General features: G+C 40.1%; 23 protein-coding genes. All 23 read left to right on the top strand.

The annotated features are described in order from the left end of the window. Positions 1-125 precede the first annotated feature (125 nt). The 23 genes from DW091_RS17645 (at position 126) to DW091_RS17755 (ending at position 20,300) form a co-directional block, all read left to right on the top strand. The gene (locus DW091_RS17645; protein ID WP_118518837.1) at positions 126-1,262 is read left to right on the top strand and encodes a DegT/DnrJ/EryC1/StrS family aminotransferase; all 1,137 of its coding nucleotides are present in this window, start codon (positions 126-128) and stop codon (positions 1,260-1,262) included. A gap of 23 nt (positions 1,263-1,285) precedes the next feature. Continuing rightward, positions 1,286-1,975, top strand: coding sequence for a sugar transferase (locus tag DW091_RS17650; RefSeq protein ID WP_118518838.1), 690 nt, complete (start codon positions 1,286-1,288; stop codon positions 1,973-1,975). 23 nt (positions 1,976-1,998) lie between these two features. Continuing rightward, a complete protein-coding gene (locus DW091_RS17655; RefSeq protein WP_118518839.1) occupies positions 1,999-2,997 on the top strand; it encodes an NAD(P)-dependent oxidoreductase in 999 nt (332 codons plus the stop codon). Positions 2,998-3,001: 4 nt separating this feature from the next. Next, a complete protein-coding gene (locus DW091_RS17660; protein ID WP_118518840.1) occupies positions 3,002-4,072 on the top strand; it encodes a hypothetical protein in 1,071 nt (356 codons plus the stop codon). Position 4,073: 1 nt separating this feature from the next. Further along, entirely contained in the window at positions 4,074-5,126 is a 1,053-nt protein-coding gene (locus tag DW091_RS17665; RefSeq protein ID WP_118518841.1) for a GNAT family N-acetyltransferase, read from the top strand. Between the two features lie 41 nt (positions 5,127-5,167). Next, positions 5,168-6,280: a glycosyltransferase family 4 protein gene (locus DW091_RS17670; protein ID WP_118518842.1), complete on the top strand. Its 1,113-nt coding sequence runs from the start codon at positions 5,168-5,170 to the stop codon at positions 6,278-6,280. A 27-nt stretch (positions 6,281-6,307) separates the two neighbouring features. Next, on the top strand, positions 6,308-7,621 hold the full coding sequence (locus DW091_RS17675) for a nucleotide sugar dehydrogenase (protein ID WP_118518843.1): 1,314 nt from the start codon (positions 6,308-6,310) through the stop codon (positions 7,619-7,621). Between the two features lie 2 nt (positions 7,622-7,623). After that, positions 7,624-8,601: an SDR family oxidoreductase gene (locus DW091_RS17680; protein ID WP_118518844.1), complete on the top strand. Its 978-nt coding sequence runs from the start codon at positions 7,624-7,626 to the stop codon at positions 8,599-8,601. After that, positions 8,598-9,635, top strand: a complete 1,038-nt coding sequence (locus DW091_RS17685) for a glycosyltransferase (RefSeq protein WP_118518845.1) — start codon at positions 8,598-8,600, stop codon at positions 9,633-9,635. Before DW091_RS17680 ends, DW091_RS17685 begins: the two co-directional genes overlap by 4 nt. A gap of 23 nt (positions 9,636-9,658) precedes the next feature. Then, positions 9,659-10,561, top strand: a complete 903-nt coding sequence (locus DW091_RS17690; protein WP_118518846.1) for a glycosyltransferase family 2 protein — start codon at positions 9,659-9,661, stop codon at positions 10,559-10,561. A gap of 38 nt (positions 10,562-10,599) precedes the next feature. After that, on the top strand, positions 10,600-11,979 hold the full coding sequence (locus tag DW091_RS17695) for an O-antigen ligase family protein (protein WP_118518847.1): 1,380 nt from the start codon (positions 10,600-10,602) through the stop codon (positions 11,977-11,979). 35 nt (positions 11,980-12,014) lie between these two features. After that, positions 12,015-13,061 (top strand): glycosyltransferase family 4 protein, encoded by a 1,047-nt coding sequence (locus DW091_RS17700; protein WP_158577934.1) that lies wholly within the window; start codon positions 12,015-12,017, stop codon positions 13,059-13,061. A 6-nt stretch (positions 13,062-13,067) separates the two neighbouring features. Then, positions 13,068-14,483, top strand: coding sequence for an oligosaccharide flippase family protein (locus DW091_RS17705; protein ID WP_118518849.1), 1,416 nt, complete (start codon positions 13,068-13,070; stop codon positions 14,481-14,483). A gap of 23 nt (positions 14,484-14,506) precedes the next feature. Further along, positions 14,507-15,616, top strand: coding sequence for a DegT/DnrJ/EryC1/StrS family aminotransferase (locus tag DW091_RS17710; RefSeq protein WP_118518850.1), 1,110 nt, complete (start codon positions 14,507-14,509; stop codon positions 15,614-15,616). After that, positions 15,616-16,035 (top strand): FdtA/QdtA family cupin domain-containing protein, encoded by a 420-nt coding sequence (locus DW091_RS17715; RefSeq protein WP_118518851.1) that lies wholly within the window; start codon positions 15,616-15,618, stop codon positions 16,033-16,035. The genes DW091_RS17710 and DW091_RS17715 overlap by 1 nt, the downstream gene beginning before the upstream one ends. Next, entirely contained in the window at positions 16,032-16,535 is a 504-nt protein-coding gene (locus DW091_RS17720; protein WP_118518852.1) for a GNAT family N-acetyltransferase, read from the top strand. The genes DW091_RS17715 and DW091_RS17720 overlap by 4 nt, the downstream gene beginning before the upstream one ends. A gap of 126 nt (positions 16,536-16,661) precedes the next feature. Beyond that, entirely contained in the window at positions 16,662-17,102 is a 441-nt protein-coding gene (locus DW091_RS17725) for a hypothetical protein (RefSeq protein WP_118518853.1), read from the top strand. A 28-nt stretch (positions 17,103-17,130) separates the two neighbouring features. Continuing rightward, positions 17,131-17,349 (top strand): hypothetical protein, encoded by a 219-nt coding sequence (locus DW091_RS17730; protein WP_133067105.1) that lies wholly within the window; start codon positions 17,131-17,133, stop codon positions 17,347-17,349. A 167-nt stretch (positions 17,350-17,516) separates the two neighbouring features. Further along, positions 17,517-18,074 (top strand): hypothetical protein, encoded by a 558-nt coding sequence (locus DW091_RS17735; RefSeq protein ID WP_074618527.1) that lies wholly within the window; start codon positions 17,517-17,519, stop codon positions 18,072-18,074. A gap of 1 nt (position 18,075) precedes the next feature. Then, the gene (locus DW091_RS17740; protein WP_118518854.1) at positions 18,076-18,918 is read left to right on the top strand and encodes a phage antirepressor KilAC domain-containing protein; all 843 of its coding nucleotides are present in this window, start codon (positions 18,076-18,078) and stop codon (positions 18,916-18,918) included. A 167-nt stretch (positions 18,919-19,085) separates the two neighbouring features. Beyond that, positions 19,086-19,316 (top strand): hypothetical protein, encoded by a 231-nt coding sequence (locus tag DW091_RS17745; protein WP_074618525.1) that lies wholly within the window; start codon positions 19,086-19,088, stop codon positions 19,314-19,316. Positions 19,317-19,467: 151 nt separating this feature from the next. Continuing rightward, positions 19,468-19,683, top strand: a complete 216-nt coding sequence (locus DW091_RS17750; protein WP_118518855.1) for a hypothetical protein — start codon at positions 19,468-19,470, stop codon at positions 19,681-19,683. A 26-nt stretch (positions 19,684-19,709) separates the two neighbouring features. Beyond that, a complete protein-coding gene (locus DW091_RS17755) occupies positions 19,710-20,300 on the top strand; it encodes a sigma-70 family RNA polymerase sigma factor (protein WP_118518856.1) in 591 nt (196 codons plus the stop codon). Positions 20,301-20,627: the final 327 nt, after the last annotated feature.

A 20,627-nucleotide genomic window follows, 5' to 3' on the forward strand; every position in this document is an offset into this window, starting at 1 on the left:
AAAGTAAGGATTAAAGGATTTTTTTGATCATGAGTGCTACGAGTTTTAAATAATTGAATGTAATTAATATAGGGAAATGAACTGTAGAGAACGGTGCCCTCACCGTTTCAAAAAAAGGAACTACCATGGAAAAACAAGAAAAAATCTACCTCGCCTCCCCGCACATGGGCGGCGAAGAAATGAAATACATACAGGAAGCCTTTGACACGAACTGGATCGCCCCCCTGGGCAAAAACGTCAACCAGTTCGAAAAAGAAATGGCAGACTATGTGGGACTTAAAGCAGGAGCAGCCTTATCCGCCGGCACAGCCGCCCTGCATCTCGGTTTAAAAGCACTGGGAGTAGGGGAAGGCGATGTAGTCTTCTGCTCCAGCCTGACCTTTTCAGCCAGCGCCAACCCCATTATCTACCTGGGTGCAAAGCCCATTTTCATCGACAGCGAGCCCGAGACCTGGAACATGAGCCCGGCAGCCCTAGAAAAAGCCTACGAAAAATACCCCCATCCCAAAGCCGTGGTTATTGTAGACTTATACGGCCAGTCCGCCGACTATAAAAGACTTTTAGCCATCTGTAAAGCACACCACACACCCGTGCTAGAAGACGCCGCCGAAGCCTTAGGTGCAACCTACCAGGGACAGAAATGCGGTACCCTAGGCGATCTGTCCGTTCTATCCTTTAACGGCAACAAGATCATCACCACCTCCGGCGGCGGCATGCTCCTCGGCAACGACGAAGCCCTCATCCAGAAAGTCCGCTTCTGGTCCACCCAGTCCAGAGAGAATGAACGGCATTACGAGCACAAAGAATTAGGCTACAACTACCGCATGAGCAACATCGTTGCCGGTATCGGAAGAGGACAGTTAAAAGTCCTTGATGAAAGAGTCGCGAAGAAAAAGCAAATCTTTGAGGCCTATCGAGAAGCTTTTAAGAGCATCGACGCTATCGAAATGATGCCCATTTCCGATAAAGGCAAACCCAATTGCTGGCTCAGTTGTATGACCTTAAAAGAAAGCAGTGCAGTCAAACCCTTGGATATCATGCTGGCTCTGGAAAAAGAAAACATCGAATCCCGGCCCATCTGGAAACCCATGCACCTGCAGCCGTACTTTAAAAAATACCCTTTCTTCAGCCATTGCGACAGAGAGAATGAACAAAGCATTGCAGAAGACATCTTTAACCGGGGCGTCTGTCTGCCAAGCGATACTAAAATGACCGAGGCCGACCAGCAGCGCATTATCAACATGATTAAAACACTCTTTTAAAAAGCCAAACACAGAGGTTCAAAATGATCTATCAGAAATACATCAAACGCATACTCGACATCACCCTGTCCGGCGCAGCCATCATCGTGCTGTCACCCGTGATGGGCGTCACCGCCATTTTGGTTAAAAAGAAACTGGGGAGCCCGGTCATCTTCAAACAGAAGCGGCCCGGCAAGGATGAAAAGATTTTTACGATGTACAAATTCAGAACGATGCTGGATGCAAAAGATAGCAAGGGAAATAATTTGACAGATGAGGAGCGTTTAAAAAGAATTGCATCTCAAAAGAAAGAACAGGTAAATATCTCAAAAGATGAAAATCGTATAACACCATTTGGAAAGAAAATGCGAGCAATGAGTTTAGATGAGTTACCAGAGCTGTTTAATATCTTTAAAGGAGATATGAGTTTTGTTGGGCCGCGGCCTTTAGTTACAATTTATTTGCCTTATTATAATGAAAATGAAAAGAAAAGGCATAACGTACGGCCTGGATTAACAGGTTTAGCGCAAGTTAACGGAAGAAATGGATTATCATGGAAAGAAAAATTTTATTATGACACACAGTATGTAGAAAATGTAACCTTTATAAAAGATTTAAAAATACTTTTAAAAACAGTTCGTGTTGTCCTTTCCCACAGTGATATTGGGCAAGGAGAAGAGAAACCGGAAGCATTTCATATCATTAGACAAAAAGAACTTAATGATAAATTATAGTAATCGAGAAAAGAGGAATTTTTATGAAAAAAATAATTATTTTTGGTGCTTCAGGCAATGTAGGATCTTATTTTACCAAATATGCAGCTAAATTTTTTAAGGATTCAGATTTTGAAATTATTGCTTCTGGGAGAAGAAAGACAAATGTTTTTGAGCAGTTTGGCGTGAAATATGTTGATGTGGATGTTACAAAAACAAGTGATTTTGACAAACTTCCAAAGGATGATGTTTATGCAGTTATTATGCTGGCAGCCGTGATTCCTTCATATATGAATAAATATAATGCTAAAGCTTATTTAGATACAAATATTATGGGCACGTACAATGTTTTAGAATATTGTCGTAAAAATAATGTGGATAGAATTTTATTTAGTACGACTGTTTTTGATATTTCATTATACGCTGAAGAAGGCATGACATTAAAACCGGATATGCCCAAGAATTTTAGCTACAAAGGAGATCATGCTGTTTATGTCATTTCGAAAAATACATCCATTGAGTTAATTGAACATTATCATCAGGAGTACGGTATTAAAAAGTTTATTTTTAGATTTCCGACAATTTATGGATACAGCCCTTATCAGTACTATTTCCCAAATGGTGTAAAAACACTGCGTCCCCTATATAAAACCATAAATAACGCAATGGAAGGTAAACCAATAGAAATATGGGGAGATCCAAATTATGCAAAAGATATGGTTCATGTTTATGATTGCGCGCAGATGATGTGTAAAGCGATAAACGTCGATCGGGATGAAGGACTCTATAATGTAGGGACAGGCATTCCAGTTACATTACAGGAACAATGTGAAACGATTATTGACGTGTTCTCTCCTAAAGATAAACCATCTGAAATTATTTATCATCCCGAAGTATCCAATGGCGGTGGCTTTTTGATGGATATCGAGAACGCAAAAGAGGAGTTAGGTTACGAACCCAAGTATGACTGTAAAAAACTGTTTGAAGATTACAAAAAAGAAATGAAACTTAATCGCTTTTTGGAACTAAGAAAACAAGATTAAAAATATGAAAAAGGAAATCGGCAGTGAATTTTGGACCGTCGAACAGACAGTAGAGAAACAGCGTTTATTCAATGCTTTTAAAAGAAACAAATGCTTTTTTTTATCCGGCCGAACAGCCTTGGATTTTCTAATAAAAAATATAAAAGCAAAGAAGCCCATAAAGAAAGCATACCTTCCATCTTACTGCTGTTACAGCATGATCCAGCCTTTTTTAGATAATGATATCCAGCTAATCTTTTATGATGTTCTCCTCGAAGAGAACAAATTGATGATAAAAGTGGATCCCAATGAAGAATTTGATCTTTTTTATAGCATTCAATACTTTGGCTTTAACGATGAACAATTAAATGAGTTTGTAAAAAAAGTCAAGCCTCAGGGAAAACTAATCGTTGAAGATGCTACGCACTCCTTATTCACAGCTAAAGCATTTCACACAGAAGCCGATTATGCTTTTGCAAGTCTGCGCAAATGGACAGGGTTGCCTGGCGGTGCCGTGGTATGGTCAAATGAAACACTTTGTGATCCAGCATCAAAGATAGATCCCAACAAAGCATATATTAAAAAGCGGGAAGCTGCCTATCGATTAAAACGTCGATACATTGAGGGCGAACCCATTGAAAAAAACATCTTTTTAACTTTATTCGATGAAGCCGAGCAAATCTTAGACAAGGATTATCGCGGCTACGGCTGTGATCAGGAAATAAAAGAACAAATCGAGCATTTAAATATTGCAAAAATTAAAAAGAAACGGCAAGAAAATGCAGCTTTTCTCTGTGAAAAATTGAGATTTTGTAAAGACATTGAATTGCTTTACAAAGCAGTAAAACAGGATACTTGCCCCTTATTCGTCCCGATTATTGTAAAAAAACATCAGAGAGATCCACTGAGAGCATTTTTAATCCAGCAGAATATTTATTGTCCGATCCACTGGCCGATCTCATCAGTACACCAGTTAAATGCGGCTACCGAAGAGGTGTATCAAAATATGCTCAGTTTAGTGTGTGATCAACGATACGACACAGAGGATATGACATCAATTGTCGACGCAATCATACAATTTTTTGAAAGGAAATAAAATGAGTCAATTAGAAATCATTACAAGCAATCAAGCAGAAGAATGGAATAAAATTGTCAAATCATTTAAAGATCATGACGTTTATTATCTCATTGATTATGTAAAAGCCTTTCAAATCCATGGAGATGGGGAACCTATTCTTAACTTTTATCACGATCATGACTTTAAAGCAATGAATGTGACCATGAAACGAGACATAGGATGCTCACCTAATTTGGTCAATAAAATTCCTATTGACACATATTATGACTTTACAACCCCTTATGGTTACGGTGGCTTTTTAGTTGAAGGTGCTCAGACAAAAGAAAACATGGAAAAGTTTAATACTGCATACTGTGAGTATTGTAGCAAACATAATATTGTTTGTGAGTTTGTCCGCTTTCATCCTGTTTTGGAAAATGCCAGATCGCTGACCGATTTTTATGAAGTGACAGAATTGGGTGAAACCATTCTGATGGATCTAAGTAACCAGGAAGTAATTTGGAAAAACATCACCAGCAAAAACAGAAACATGATCCGCAAAGCCCAAAAATCCGGTGTCAAGATTTATTGGGGACGAAGTCCGGAACTATTTGAAGTTTTTGCCGATATTTATACTGAAACAATGGACAAAGACAAGGCAGATTCCTATTACTATTTTAAACCAAGTTTTTACAAAAGCGTTCTTAACGATTTAAAAGATAACAGTCTGATTTTTTATGCACAACAAAAAAATGAGATCATTGCAATGTCAATTATTCTGTTCTGCAATCAACAGATGCACTATCATTTGTCCGCTTCAAGACAAGCTTACTTAAAATATGCGCCGACCAACCTTCTTCTTTATGAAGCGGCCTGTTGGGGGGCAGAGAATGGCTTTAAAACCCTGCATCTAGGCGGAGGTTTAGGGTCTTGCGAGGACAATTTGTATAAATTTAAGAGTGCTTTTAACCGAAATTCAGATGTGAGGTTTTCAATTGGTAAGAAAATCTTTGTAAATAAGATTTATGAGGAATTGAAACAATTGAATATCTTCAAAAATAATGAGAATTTTTTTCCTGAATATAGAGGATAAGGTTTTGAGAAGATAAGCATTTCAGCTATTAGGAGTACGAGATGAAAAAGGTTTTATTTTTAGCGAATAACGATGTGGGTTTATATAACTTTCGAAAAGAGCTTATTAAAATACTGTTATCTCAAAATTGTCAAGTTTTTCTATCTCTACCTGTTGGAAAAAAAATAAAATACTTGGAAGAAATGGGATGCACGTTTATCAAAACCCCCATCGACCGCCGTGGCACTAATCCCATCACCGATATGAAGCTCCTTCAGAAATACAAAAAGATTATGAGGGAATACAACCCCGATATCGTTCTAACCTACACCATCAAACCTACCATCTATGGCGGCATGGCCTGTCAGAAATTAGGCATTCCCTACATTGCCAACATCACCGGACTAGGCACAGCCGTTGAACAAGGCGGATTGAAGCAAAAACTGATTCTGACGCTTTACAAAAAAGCCTTTAAAAAAGTTAACATGGTCTTTTTCCAAAACCAGAAGAATCAAAGCTTTTTTAAAGAACAGGGCCTTTCAATTCCAAATCAGAGACTTTTGCCCGGATCCGGCGTCAACCTGAATGCCCATTGCTATGAGCCTTACCCAAAGAAGGATGACACCGTCCGATTCCTCTTTATTGGCCGCATGATGAAAGACAAAGGCATTGATGAGTTACTGGTCGCGGCCCAGAGGATTACAGAAAAATATAGCCATGTTTTTTTTGATTTCATTGGTTTTTGTGAAGCAGACTACAAAGGAAAAGCCCAGCTGGAATTTTTACACAGGCAGAAAATCATCAACTATATGGGCCACCAGGATGTCATTCACGAACATATCAAAGCTCATCACGCTTTGATCCATCCATCCTACCATGAAGGCATGGCTAACGTCCTTCTAGAAGCCGCCGCCTGCGGCCGCCCTGTGCTGGCCTCCAACATCCCCGGCTGTCAGGAAGCCTTTGATGAAGGCATCACCGGCTTTGGCTTTGAACCAAAAAACGTCGACGACCTCGTCCGAGCCATTGAAAAGTTTATCGCGTTGCCTTATGAAAAAAAGAAAGCAATGGGAATCGCCGGGCGAAAAAAGATGGAGCGGGAGTTTGACCGCCAGATCGTCGTGGACGTCTACATGGAAGAGATTGAAAACATATTAAAAAACAAACATAAATAAATAATTAGATTCGATTCTGGAGAAAAAATGGATTTATATCAAGCACTCAAAAATAGACAAGAAAAACTGTCCCTCATCGGCCTCGGCTACGTGGGCATGCCCATCGCTGTTGCCTTCTCAGAAAAGCTCGACGTTATCGGCTTTGACGTCAACGCTGAAAAAGTCCGGCTTTATCAAAAAGGCGTTGACCCCACCAAAGAGGTAGGGGATGAAGCCATCAAAAGCTGTAGCGTGGATTTTACAAGCGACGAGACAAAACTTCGAGAAGCCAAGTTTCACATCGTGGCCGTTCCAACCCCAGTGAGCGACGATAAAACCCCCGATCTGACCCCCGTGGAAGGCGCCAGCCATACCCTGGGAAGAAACCTGACCAAAGGTTCCATCGTTGTCTATGAAAGTACCGTTTATCCCGGCGTTACCGAGGAAGTCTGTATCCCCATCTTAGAAAAAGAATCCGGTTTAAAATGCGGTGAGGATTTTAAAGTCGGCTATTCCCCAGAGCGCATCAACCCCGGCGACAAAGTCCACCGCCTCGAGACCATTGTCAAGATCGTCTCCGGCATGGACGAAGAAACCCTGGACACCATTGCCAAGGTTTACGAGCTCGTCGTCGACGCCGGTGTCCACCGGGCCGAGAGCATCAAAGTCGCCGAAGCCGCCAAAGTCATTGAGAACAGCCAGCGGGATATCAACATCGCCTTTATGAACGAACTGTCCATCATTTTTAACAAGATGGGCATCGACACCCAGGCCGTTTTAAAAGCAGCCGGCACCAAGTGGAACTTCCTGAACTTTTTCCCCGGCCTCGTCGGCGGGCACTGCATCGGCGTCGATCCCTACTACCTGACCTACAAAGCCGAACAGTTAGGATACCATTCTCAGATCATCCTGTCCGGGCGGCGCATCAACGACGACATGGGCAAATATGTGGCCGAGAACATCGTCAAGCAACTGTTAAAAAAAGACATCTCCGTTAAAAACGCAAGAGTCGCCATTCTGGGCTTTACCTTCAAAGAAGACTGCCCCGATACCCGAAACACAAAAGTCATCGACATCGTCAAAGAGCTCAGAGACTACGGCATCGAGCCCATCCTCTGCGACCCCGAGGCCGATGCCCAAGAAGCAAAAAGGGAATATGACATCGAGTTTACAGATTATAAAGATCTGAAAAACCTAGACTTAATCGTCATCGCCGTCGCCCATCAAAGCTTTAAAGACAAAACCCTCGAGGACTTCGACAAGCTCTATCAAAATCCAGAAGCCAAAATCCTCATAGATTTAAAAGGCATCCTGAATAAACAAACCTGTGAAAAGCAAAACTACACCTACTGGAGGCTATAAAAATGGGATATGAAAACATCACCTTCCCCCAAGAAACCAAATTTCTGATCACCGGCGGCGCAGGCTTTATCGGCTCCAACCTCTGCGAAGCCCTGCTAAAACGCGGTCATTTCGTGCGATGTCTGGACGATTTGTCCACCGGAAAAGAAGAAAACATCCAGCCCTTTTTAGAAAACCCAAATTTCGAATTCATCAAAGGCGATATCCGAGACCTCGATACCTGCATGAACGCCTGCAAGAATATCGACTACGTCTCCCACCAGGCCGCCTGGGGAAGCGTGCCCCGAAGCATCGAGATGCCCCTGGTCTACGAAGAAATCAATATCAAAGGCACCCTGAACATGCTCGAAGCCGCCAGACAGAACAACGTGAAAAAGTTCGTCTACGCCTCATCCTCATCCGTTTACGGCGTTGAGCCGACCCTGCCCAAAAAGGAAGGCAGAGAAGGAAACTTACTCTCCCCTTATGCCCTGACCAAAAGAACCAATGAAGAATACGCCGCACTTTACACCAAACTCTACGGCCTGGAAACCATCGGCTTTCGCTACTTCAACGTCTTTGGCAGAAGACAGGACCCCGACGGCGCCTACGCTGCCGTTATCCCAAAGTTTGTCAAAAACTTATTAGAAAATGAAGCGCCAACGATCAACGGAGACGGTAGCCAGTCCAGAGATTTTACCTATATTGAAAATGTCATCGAAGCCAATCTGAAAGGCATGCAGGCCCCCAGGGAAGCCGCCGGGGAAGCCTTCAACATTGCCTACGGCGGGCAGGTTAACCTCAATGAACTTTACCAAAAACTGAGCGAACTGCTGAACAAAAAGATCGAACCCGTCTATGGCCCCGAGCGGGCAGGGGATATCAAACACTCCAATGCGGATATTGGCAAAGCAAGAAAACTTCTAAAGTATGCGCCGGATTATAGTTTTGAGCGGGGGATTGAACGGACGATTGAGTGGTATCAGGAAGAATTTTCATGAAAAAAGTATGCTTTTTTACAGTTTATGGAAAGAACGGTGCATCTTCTAATTACCGTATACTACAATTTGAAAAAGAATTAAACAAGGAATTTGAAACAAAATATTTTTCGTTTTGGAATGATAGATATATAAATAAATATATAAAAGACAAAAAGAAATATGCCTTATGCATAGCGATTTCTTATGTTTTTTGCTTATGCAGGAGGGGTTATCAATTAATAGCTGTAGCGCCAAAATACGATATTGTTTTTTTTCAAAAAAAGATAATTCCTAAAAGCAGAATTAACTTTTTAATGTATTTAAAAAGAAGAAATACAAAGATTATTTTTGATGTTGATGATGCTATTTATATAGATGAAAAACCACGAGGTTTTTCTAGTTATGTCGCGTCAAAATCAGATGCAGTTATAGTTGGCAATGATGAACTGGAAAAGTATTATTCTTTTTTTTCAAATACAGTAATACAGATACCTACAGTAGAGTATACTCCGGCATATTTGCCATATAAAAAGAATACTTATGAAAAAAAAATTATTGGTTGGATAGGTACAAAATCAACAATTAATAATCTTGATTTAATTGTAAAACCTATCAATGATTTAGTTCAAAAGCATACGGAGATAGAATTTTTAATTATTTGTGATGATGATTGTGGATATCTAAAAAAGATAAAAAATTCTAAATTTATTAAGTGGAAACTTGATTCATACATCAAAGAATTAAGTGAAATATCAATTGGAATTATGCCTCTAAAAAACACTAAATCAAATCAAGGTAAATGTGGATTTAAATTAATTCAATATTTAAACTTAGAAAAACCCGTTATTGCAAGTAATGTGGGTATAAATTTGAAAATTGTTCGAAATTATGGTGATATTGTAAAAAATGACAATTGGTATGAGCTGCTTGAAAAATATTTATTTAATGAAGAGTACTATCAAGAAAAAGTACAGAAAATAAAAAAAGATTTTAATTGTTTTTATGGATACGAAGTAGCACTTGAGAAAATAAAAAAAGCAATTGCATATATATAAAAGAAAAAGAATCAGAGTAAAAAATGAAAAAAAAAATTCAAATCTTAATGTCAACATATAACGGGGAAAAATACATAAAAAAGCAGTTAGAAAGTATAATTTTCCAAAAAAATATCGCTTTTGATTTGTTAATCAGAGATGACGGATCACAAGACAAAACCGCTGAAATTTGTGAAACATATAATGATTTTGTTACGGTTTATAAGGGATACAATATTGGCCCAGCTAAAAGTTTTTATAAACTTGTCGAACTTTCAGGCGATTTTGATTTCTATGCATTTTCTGATCAAGATGATATTTGGGATAAAAATAAACTTGAAATAGCTACTAAAATTTTAAAAGATTGTAATCCTGAAAAGCCATGTATGTATTGTTCAAATTATCGTTTAATTGATTGTAATGATGAGGTGTTAAAAGTTGGTATAGATAAAAGTAAATTATTGAATAGTAGGTATACTGCATTAGCTCAGAATATAGCAACAGGGTGTACAATTGTTTTCAACAAAAAAGCAAAAGAACTTTTTTTAAGTTATAAACCTAAAAAGATCATTATGCATGATTATTGGATGTATTTAATTTGTGTTTTTATGGGTGAAGTGTATTATGATTCATCACCACATATAGGATATAGACAGCACAACGCCAACGTTTTAGGTGATAAAAATTCGTTTTGTTCAAAATGGACAAACAGACTTAATTCATTAAAACATTTATCGGATCATCAACGTGATGTAATGTCAGAAGAATTTTTGAATGGATTTGAAAAGAAAATATTACAAGAAGATGAAAAAAAAATAAAAAAAGTTGCCTTTTATAGAAAAAGTATAATTGGACGATTAAAATTATTTTTTGATAAAGATATATACATGTTGACATTTGATAGAAATTTTTGGTTTAGAATAAGAATTTTATTTGGAATAATTTAAGAGTTGTTTTCATAAATTTAGTTAGGTGATATCTTTTGATGAAAAATAAATATAGAAACTACTATCTCATAATTATAATTTTTGCTTGTTTGTTTTTAACTAATTTATTTACGTCCAACATTAATGCCAATGATACAAGTTTGGGATATTATACAACAGATGGGTCATTTGAAAATAGTTTTTTTTATTTTATTATAGGTGTGTTTTATTTATTAGTGTGTATGTATTGTTATAATAAAAATTATAGTGCTTTTTTACTTTTATTAATACTATCACCATTTAGCACATTAATTGTAGGCTATTTTTCCAAAGGGTTTGTAGCATTTTCGTTATTACCATTTATTTTGTTTTTGTTTTTGCTAGTTAGTGGAAAAGGCAAGTTGAATGTTAATATTGACTATTGTAAAAAAGTATCAGATTTAGCACTTGTTTATTTATTATTATTGTTATCATTATTTATTACAATGATAACAAACGAAAAAAATTTACAAAATGCAATGATTTGGTGTGGATATTTACTGTCGTCTTTTGCACTTTTTATATGTCTGTTAATAGTAAAGAAAAAAAAGATTGATTATAAAGATATACTAAACGGAATTTTCATATGTTTAGTTTTTTTATCATGCATAATTATATTTCAAATTATTATTTTAGGTATTTTAAATAATAATTTAGGAGCATTATTCCTGATAAAACGGAGTTTTTCATTTCCTAGCATGTCAAATTCAAATTATACAATTGTTATATTGATTATTTTATTTATGTATTTACTTATAAATAGTGCGTACTTAGAAAAAAAACAGAGATATTTGCTTTGGATAATATTATTGATTGATCTGACATTTGCTCAAAGTAGGGGAGCTACAATTAGTTTTTTTGTAATTATATTCTTATATGGAATAAATAAGGGAATAAAAAAAATAATTCAAAAAAAAATAAAATTATCCTCAGTAGTTTTGATTGGCATGGGAATATTGATATGTGTGTCAATAATATTATTCTTTTTTAAAAATAATGTTATTGAAAATTTACGTCTAGTGCAACGATTTGAAGCTATGTTTTCAGGTAATGATATAAATGTTTCATCACGAAGTTTGATGTGGAAGCAGTATTTGGATCAATATTATAATGGGGATTTTAAACAAATGATTTTTGGATTTGGTGTATCAAATCAAGTCGGTCTTATAAGGCGTCCTCATAATTTATATGTGTTGCTAGTTCACCAGATAGGATTGGTTGGATTATTAATATTTGTTTTCTGTATAATAAATTATATGAAAAAAAATCCGTCAATGAGATACATTATACTTTTTATATTGATTGATTCTTGTTTCGAGCCATTGTTATTTACAGTGTGGGTCGATTCGTTTTTGTTTACATTATCTTTTATTGAATATTTAAAAAATAAATGTTATTAACAATTTTATATAAATTGCATAAGGAGATAATTATTGTGAAGATACTAATACCAATTTTAGGATTTGCAAAAAGTGGAGGAATGCGTGTTCTTTCGGAATTAGGAAATTATTTTTCTAAAAAAGGAAATAATGTATATTATATAACACACTATTATTCCCAAAAACCATATTTCCCTGTTAAAGGAAAATTGATTTTTGTTAATTCAGATGGGATTGAGAACAGTGTTGAAAAGAAAAAACATAAAAATGGAATTTTGAATGTTTTAGCAATTTTAAATTATTTAAAAAAGACTAATGAAAAATTCGATGTTATTATTGCTAATCATTGGACAACCGCTTATTCGGTTGCTTTTTCGGGATATGCGGCAAAAAAAATATATTACATACAAGCTTATGAACCAGAGTTCAATCAAAAATTCGTCAAAAAATTATTAGCAAAATTATCTTACATATTACCACTTAAACAAATTGTAAATTCACATATTTATATAGATTATAAAAATATTAAAGGCAAAGATATTGTTTATCCAGGATTAGACTTAAATAATTTTTATCCAAAAGAATATAAAAATTTTTCTAATGAAATTATTATTGGAACAATAGGACGGCCATTATTATGGAAAGGAACTAAAGATGTAATAGACGCTTTTAAAATACTAAAAAGTTATGATAATGAAAATAAATTTTATTTAAAGATAGCATATGATGATCTTAATGAAAAAGTTGATGGATTGTGTTGTGTAACGCCACAAAACGATAAAGAATTGGCAGAATATTATCGTTCTATTGATATTATGGTAGCTCCCGGACACATTCAATTAGGAGCAGTGCATTATCCTGTAATAGAATCAATGGCTTGTGGTACTCCAGTGGTTACAACAGGGTATTACCCAGCAGATAATAAAAAAAATGCTTGGATAATACCAATTAAGGAGCCTCGGAAAATAGCAGAGTGTATTATGTATATGATAAAAAATCAAAAAATAGTTAAAGAGAAAAGGGAACAAGCAATACAAGATATACAACAATTTGATTGGAATATTGTTTCTGAAAATTTTTTGAAGATTATAGAAGAAAGTTAATAACAAATGTCGAGAATAAAATTATTTGTTGAAAATTTTTTGGCCTATGGCTTTATCAACATATTAAATAAGATAGTACCTATTTTAATGCTTCCTGTTGTAACTCGAATGCTTCCAAATACTGGTGATTATGGCCGTTTTGATCTATTTAACATGATTATAAATTTCGGATCATCCTTTGCTGTGTTAGGCGTTTACGACGCCATATTCCGTGAATACTTTGAAAAAGACGAATTACAGTACAAAATGAAAGTCTCTTCAACTGGTATGCAGATTGTGTTGCTATCATCCTTTGTGGTAATGCTGATCCTGATTATCTTCAACAAGGCATTTTCACAAATCTTTTTAGGAGACACTAATAGTACTTTTATTATTGTAGCAGCCGCCATTGGCGTTTTTTTATCCGCCAACCGCAACATTATATCAGCACCCACACGTATGCAGAACCGCCGGACTATCTATGTGGTTTCAGGTTTATCCAATTCGATCACGTACTACGGGCTTGCGATTTTATTAGTCTATATTGGTTTAGGCTATCAAGGCTTGATCTATGGCAACCTTATCGCCAGCCTTGGCATCCTGCTTTTCTTTTGGATACTGAATAAAAAACAGTTCCACTTTAAGCTTTATGATAAAGAGATTGCTAAAACATTGTTGAAGATCGGTTTGCCGCTTCTGCCGGTTTTCATCATCTACTGGGCCTTTAACTCGACGGACAAAATCATGATTACCCATATGCTGGATTTGGCCCAGGTCGGGATTTATTCTATTGGCGCCCGTGTGGCTTCAATTAGCCAGTTTATTTATCAGGCCTTTGCCGGTGGGTGGCAGTACTTTGCGTTTTCAACCATGCGGGATGATGATCAGGTACAGTTAACCTCTAAGATATTTGAGTATTTAGGGATCATCTCATTTTTAGCGTTTCTCATCTTAATCCCTTTTAATCAATGGATATTCAACTTATTGTTTACCGGTGATTATGTCAAAGGTACAGATGTGTTTCCATACTTATTTTTGTCACCGTTATTGTTAATGCTGGTTCAGACTGCCGGCAATCAATTTATTGTGATTAAAAAAAGCTATTATATGACATTATCCTTGTCATTGGGCGTGGGTGTCAATATTGTGATGAATGTTTTTATGATACGTACTTATGGTATTGTTGGCTGTTCGCTTTCTACGCTCACAGGTTATGCGGTTTCGGTATTAATGGTGGTGATCATTACGTCAAGAATGAAGCTCTTAAAACTAAGCCATCATTTTAAAGTAATCAGTCTTTTAATGACCGGGATTGTCCTGTGCCTGTTTTTTAAGATTAATTTACTTTTATATAGTTTGATAGCTTTATGCATTTTGACAATTATTTTAGGCTATTGGAGGGATATCCAAAAGCTTGTTATCAGCTTAAAAAAGAAAAAATAAAACCTAAGATCTGAGAGGAAAAAATGAAAGTACCAGCAAATGTACTAGCCCCTCAATTTTATATGCATCAAAATGAATACGAAGCAAAAGCACTCGAAGTACTGCGAAGTGGTTGGTATGTGCTCGGACAGGAAGTAAGCTCTTTTGAGCAGGAATTTGCCGACTATATCGGAACAAAATACAGTGTGGGCCTTGCCAGTGGACTGGACGCACTCTGGCTTGCCTTCAGAGTGCTTGGCATCAAAGCGGGCGATGAAGTCATTGTTCAGGGAAACACTTACATCGCCAGCGTGATGGGCATTACCATTAATGGTGCGACCCCTGTCTTTGTGGAGCCGAATGCGTATCATAATATTGATGTGAATAAAATTGAAGAAAAAATTACGAAGAAAACGAAAGCAATTTTAGTGGTGCATCTTTACGGACAGGCCAGCAAAATGGACGCAATTCAGGCACTTTGCAAAAAGTACAACCTCTATTTAGTGGAAGACTGTGCCCAAAGCCATGGCGCCACCTATCAAGGCCAGATGACCGGCACCTTTGGGGATATTGGCTGTTTCAGCTTTTACCCCTCCAAGAATCTGGGGGCCTTTGGCGATGCCGGCGCCATCACAACAAACCGCGAGGACATTGCGAAAGCCTTTAAAATGTACCGGAATTACGGAAGTAAAAAACGCTATTACAACAAAGTGGTAGGCGCCAATTCACGTCTTGATGAAATGCAGGCGGGGCTTTTGCGCGTGAAGCTAAAATATTTAAATGCACTGAATGCTGAACGGCAGGAACTGTGTGGTAAATACTTGGAACGTATAAAAAATCCCATGATCCAGCTACCTGAAATTCAGAATGACGCGACCACCGTCTGGCATCAATTTGTTATCCAAACAGCATATCGGCATGAACTGATCGAGTACTTAAACAGACATGACATTGGCAGCATCATTCATTATCCCATACCGCCGCATTTATCCGAAGCCTACCAGTATTTAGGAATGAAAGAGGGAAGTCTGCCCATTACCGAAAAAAAAGCGAAAGAAGTTTTATCCATTCCACTTTTCAATGGGATGAAGCAAGAAGAACAGGATTATGTGATTAACCAGATCAATCGATTTAAACCAGAGGAGAAACTGTGATGCAGGAGAGTATTGAGAATACAAAATTTATTAAGTTTAAGCAGCTTGGAGATGAGCGGGGGCATCTTGTGGTAATTGAAGGAAACGAGGATGTTACGTTTGATATCAAGCGTGTCTTTTACATCTATGGCTCAGACCCAGACGTGGTAAGGGGGCAGCACGCCAACCGCGAAACAGAGTTTGTCCTGATCAATGTCTGCGGCACCTCTAAAGTGCGTGTGGATGATGGAAAAGAGGAAAAAGTCTATGTTTTAGACAAACCGCATGAAGGCGTGTATATTCCTAAGATGGTGTGGAAAGATATGTACGATTTTTCAGAGGATTCGATTTTACTGGTGCTTGCCAGCGAGCATTATGATGGAGATGAGTATATACGCGATTATGATGATTATAAAATGATGATGTGTCAAAGAAGATGAAATTAAGACCGTTACAGCTAAAAGACGCCCCCTATATGCTAGAATGGATGCATGATCCAGAAATAAACAAAAATTTTCGCTTTAATGCCAATGCTCAAACAATAGAAACCGTTCAAAAATTCACTGAGTCAGCACAATCAGACAACAATAATAAGCATTTTGCCATTGTAAATGATGGCGATGAATATCAGGGAACAGTCAGCCTAAAAAATATTGATCTCGATAACTTAAAAGCCGAATATGCGATTTGCTTAAGGAAATGTGCTCAGGGAAACGGTACATCCAAGTTTGCAACGGAGGCAATTTTAAACTATGGATTTTATGAACTCAATTTAAATCGAATTTATTTAAATGTTTTATCTGAAAATATACGGGCTAATCGATTTTATCAGAAATTTGGGTTTATTTTTGAAGGCGAAACCATGGAAGATATCATCATTGGAGAGAAAAAGAAAAACCTTAAATGGTATCGAATCTTAAAAAGTGAGCACAAAAAATAAATGCTTTCCGACATATCCATCCGGCAGATGCCACATTGTCTGCCGATTTTAATATCGCTGATGTAAATCGTTTACCACCAAGGGTTAACGACTCAACATAAATACCATCCCCACAAAGGAGAAAAAATGAAAAACACATTTTTTAACGACGCCCATAATCTGGCGCATTTCATCGGCATTGATTTCGAGAACTTAATTTTTGGACCGGACATGGGCTTTGCCCATCTCACGGATGCGTGTCTGGAGTGGCTCCTCTGCGACCCGGAGCGTGCTCTGCCAGTGGCGTATATCAACCTCAGCGCGCTCACCGACCCCATGACAGGCATTGTGTACCGGGACGGCTCGGTCACCCTCTGGCCCTGCACGCCCAAACGTCTGATCAACAGGATCGGACGTTTGTTTAAAAAGGATGTGGCTGCCTGTGCGCGAGCCAACGCCAAGCGCTTTAAAACAAAGCGGAACCTCTGCTTTTATATTGGCAAGAATCTTCAAGTCATGCCTGCTCATACCAGTCTGCCCGGCGACGGAACGGGAAACAGTTACGTCGACCGGATTTTTTTTAATTAAAGAGCACGACCGAGAGCGTGGGTGTGTCGTGGCTGAGAGCGGAATGGCGGTCTGTTATGCAGGCACCAGCATGGCCATGGAGCGGAAGATTGAGCAGGGTTCTGCGCTGTGCAGGGCGCTTCTGCCGGCTCAGGTCCTGCTGACAGGCAGTGGGTTTTCCGTTGCGCGGGACGGGGAGTGTCTGCGGTGCGCATATTTTAATGTTTGCCTTCAGGAAGAGAAAAAGCTCAAAAAGACCGCTTTCTAGACAAAATAATATCTTTTTAAAACAAAAAAGTCTCAAAAATGGGGCTTTTTTGCGTTTTAGTGCCCGTTTTGGTGGCGGAATGAAAGGTGACCGCAGCGGGGTAATTTCGTATAATGATCTCAACCTTAGCGGTGATCGCTTAGGAAAATTTTTAAGGAGGTTCTGATATGAACCAAAACAAACCATCATCCACCACGGCAGCTGTGAGCGAAGCGAAAAAGACCCATGTGCCGGCAAGAGAGCTTACGCCGCTTCCGAACTTTTTAAAGTACCTGGGTCTTTCGGGTACAGAGGAAGTGCCAGGCTTTATCCCGCCGGTCTTTTCGGTGGACAACCCCAGGGCCTGCCGTCCAGAGGGCTGGAAGCCTGAGGCGACGCCGGCGTTTTTAGAGGGCATGAACCTGGTGCGGGACCTCTCAAAGGTTCGCATGTTTGTGAGCAGCAATCCATTGGATTTTTATGTGACGGCCCCAGGCGGCGGGTGTGTTCTGGAAACCATAAAGCCTGACGGCAGCCGAGAGTGCTGTACGGTCACCGAGGTGCCAGGCACAGAGACAGATCATCTTTTTGAAGGGGACTGGGAGGCGCTTCGAAACCCTGCTCTGCGGGCCACCACCGACGTGGAGCTGCTGCTGGACAGCGTCGAAATGGGGCGCATGGTGTTTAAAACAACACTTGACCACGAGGAACAGTATTTCGTCATGATCGAAAGGGAGGAAGTGTAAAATGGCCGCGACAATTTTTACCCAGACCTTTGAGAGCGCTCTTTTCGGAAGGATCCGCACGCTGGTGGAGCAGGAGGCCGCAGACGGCCAGGTGACCCGGGAATGGCTGGTGGCCGCGGATGTGTGCGCTGCCCTTGGATACAGTAAAGACGCTTCGAGCATTGTCAGGCGCCACGTGAGCCCGGCAGATACGTCGAAACGGCGTATCTTAGACGCCAACGGACACCCCCAGGGGATGCTGGTCGTTAACGAGAGCGGGCTGTACGCCTTGATCTTTGGCAGCACACGCCCGGAGGCCCAGAACTTTAAGCGTTATGTGACCGCGGTCATCCTGCCCAGCATCCGCAGACATGGCGCCTATATGGAGGATGACGTGATGGACCGGGTGCAGGACGATCCCGAGGCCATGCGGGAGCTGATGGCCATGCTGAGGGCCGAGACCGCCAAAAACAGGGTATTGAGCGCCAAGCTCAGTAAGCTGGAAACTCGTGTCCGGGAGCTAAAGCCCGCCGCGGACTTTGGCGAGGCCATCACCGCCTCCGAGGGGACCATCTCCATGGGGGATATGGCAAAGCTTTTGCGCCAGAACGGCCTGAACATCGGGCGGAACCGCCTGTTCACCAGGCTGCGCCAGGGCGGCTTCCTAAGCGCTCAGAAGGGCAGCTGGAACAAGCCCCTGCAGTGGACCATGGAGCTGGGCTATTTTGAAATCGAGGAGGGCTTTTTTGAAAAGCCCCTGGGCGGAGAGCAAAAGACCCTCTGGTCGGTGACCCGTGTCACGCCAAAAGGCCAGGCCTGCCTGGTCGACTGGTTTTTAACCTGGGATAAGGAGGAAAAGGCATAAATTATTTTGCGGAGCTCGACGGCTTTTATGAATGGCACGCTGGTCTCACAGATGAGGAAAAGCTGTCGCCCGGGGCCATCGCCCTGTGGCATTACCTGCTGTACCGGTGCAACGCCTGCGCACTGCCGTCCTTAGACGGGCGGTGGCTGTGGCGGGTAGAATTCTGGGTGCGTCCCCAGCAGCTTGAGCGGGTACTCAAATGCTCAGAACGCCATATTCGCCGCTACCGGAGCGAGCTTGTGGCCTCGGGCCGTCTGAAGTACAAACGGGCCATTAAAAACAAACAGGTTGGCTTTTATACCCTGGTGCCTTTTGCCGACAACGTGGCCCCTGTCGTGCTTAACAATCTTTCCGGTGAAAAAAACCTAGTCTATGGGTATGTGGATAAGTCGGACTGAAAATTTCACCAATCCGGCTTCGGGGACATTGATGTCCGCAATATTGGCAAAATGGCAAAAGTGGCGGCAGAATCACGGACGCCCGTGTCCGCCATTAATAATATATTAAATAATATTATATATTAATCTTTTATGATTCAGGAGGTGCAGTTTGTCCACAAATCGTTACGGTATCGGAGGAAGCCTGGTGAGGCGGAAAAGAGATTATGTGGTCACGGCAGAATGCCGTGTCCGGATAGGCTTTCACGCAAGGGATGCGGAGGACGCGGAGGATCAGTTTAACGACTATCAGGCCGACCTGCAGGGCGCCCACCCCGAGGTGGTGCTTGATATACAGGATATCCGCGAGGATGACGCGCTGTTTTAAAAAGACAGCCCGAAAGGGGGAATTACTTGAAGGATGACAAATACCGCGCCCTAAACGAATGGGTGCGCAAGGCCGGCGAGGGCGACCAGACCGCCAGAGAAATGCTGCTCATGAGCTTTAAGCCGCTGATTTTAACGCTCATCAACCAGTATGTGTATGATCCGGCAGACTACGAGGACGCATACCAGGACGCGGCCTGCGTTTTTCTGGAGGCAGTCCGGGATTTTGAGCCAGACGCCCAGGTTTATTTTCAGGTGTTTATCCGGTCAAGACTCACCAACTATTTTAAAAAACGGCGAGAGGGGCGGTTTGACCGATCCGTCACACCAGAGGAATCGCTGGACCGGGAGATAAAAAGCGAGGGCGGGGCCATTGCCCTCATCGAGCTGATTTTAGATGAAAAAACCGATGTGGAGGCGCTCTGTCTTTACAAGGAGAAAAACAGACGGCTGATTCAGGCCTATGAAAAGCTGCCGCCGCGCCAAAAAGCCGCATTTCAACACTTTTTTCTGCAAAAGGGGACACTTGCCGAGCTGGCAAAGGCAGAGGGCGTGAGCCCCTCTGTGATGACCAGAGCGTGCCGGAGCGCCCTTAAAAAGCTTAGGCAGTTTGTATGAGTTGATAGTTGATGGTTGAGAGTTGAAAGTTGTCGTACGCTTTCGCCTGTGGCTCAAGCGATTAATAGCGGCCGCAGGCCGCGCCTAATCAAATCTGCCAAAGGCTGATTTGTACCTGAACTTTCCACTATCCACTTTCAACTTTCCACTTAAAAAGCCTCTTTTTAACGCTCTGTCTCCTGATGTTAAAGGTTATCTCCACCCTGAAAGCTTAGTAAAAACTTAATCTTTATTTTTTAAAAAGGAGGATGCTCTTTTTGTACCTCTAAAACGGATTGTATAAGTGTAAGGCAAAACGCCGAACACAAAAAACAATTCAGGAGGTAA

Origin of the sequence: Eubacterium sp. AM05-23 (genome assembly GCF_003477535.1) — a bacterium.
GTDB lineage: Bacteria > Bacillota > Clostridia > Eubacteriales > Eubacteriaceae > Eubacterium > Eubacterium maltosivorans.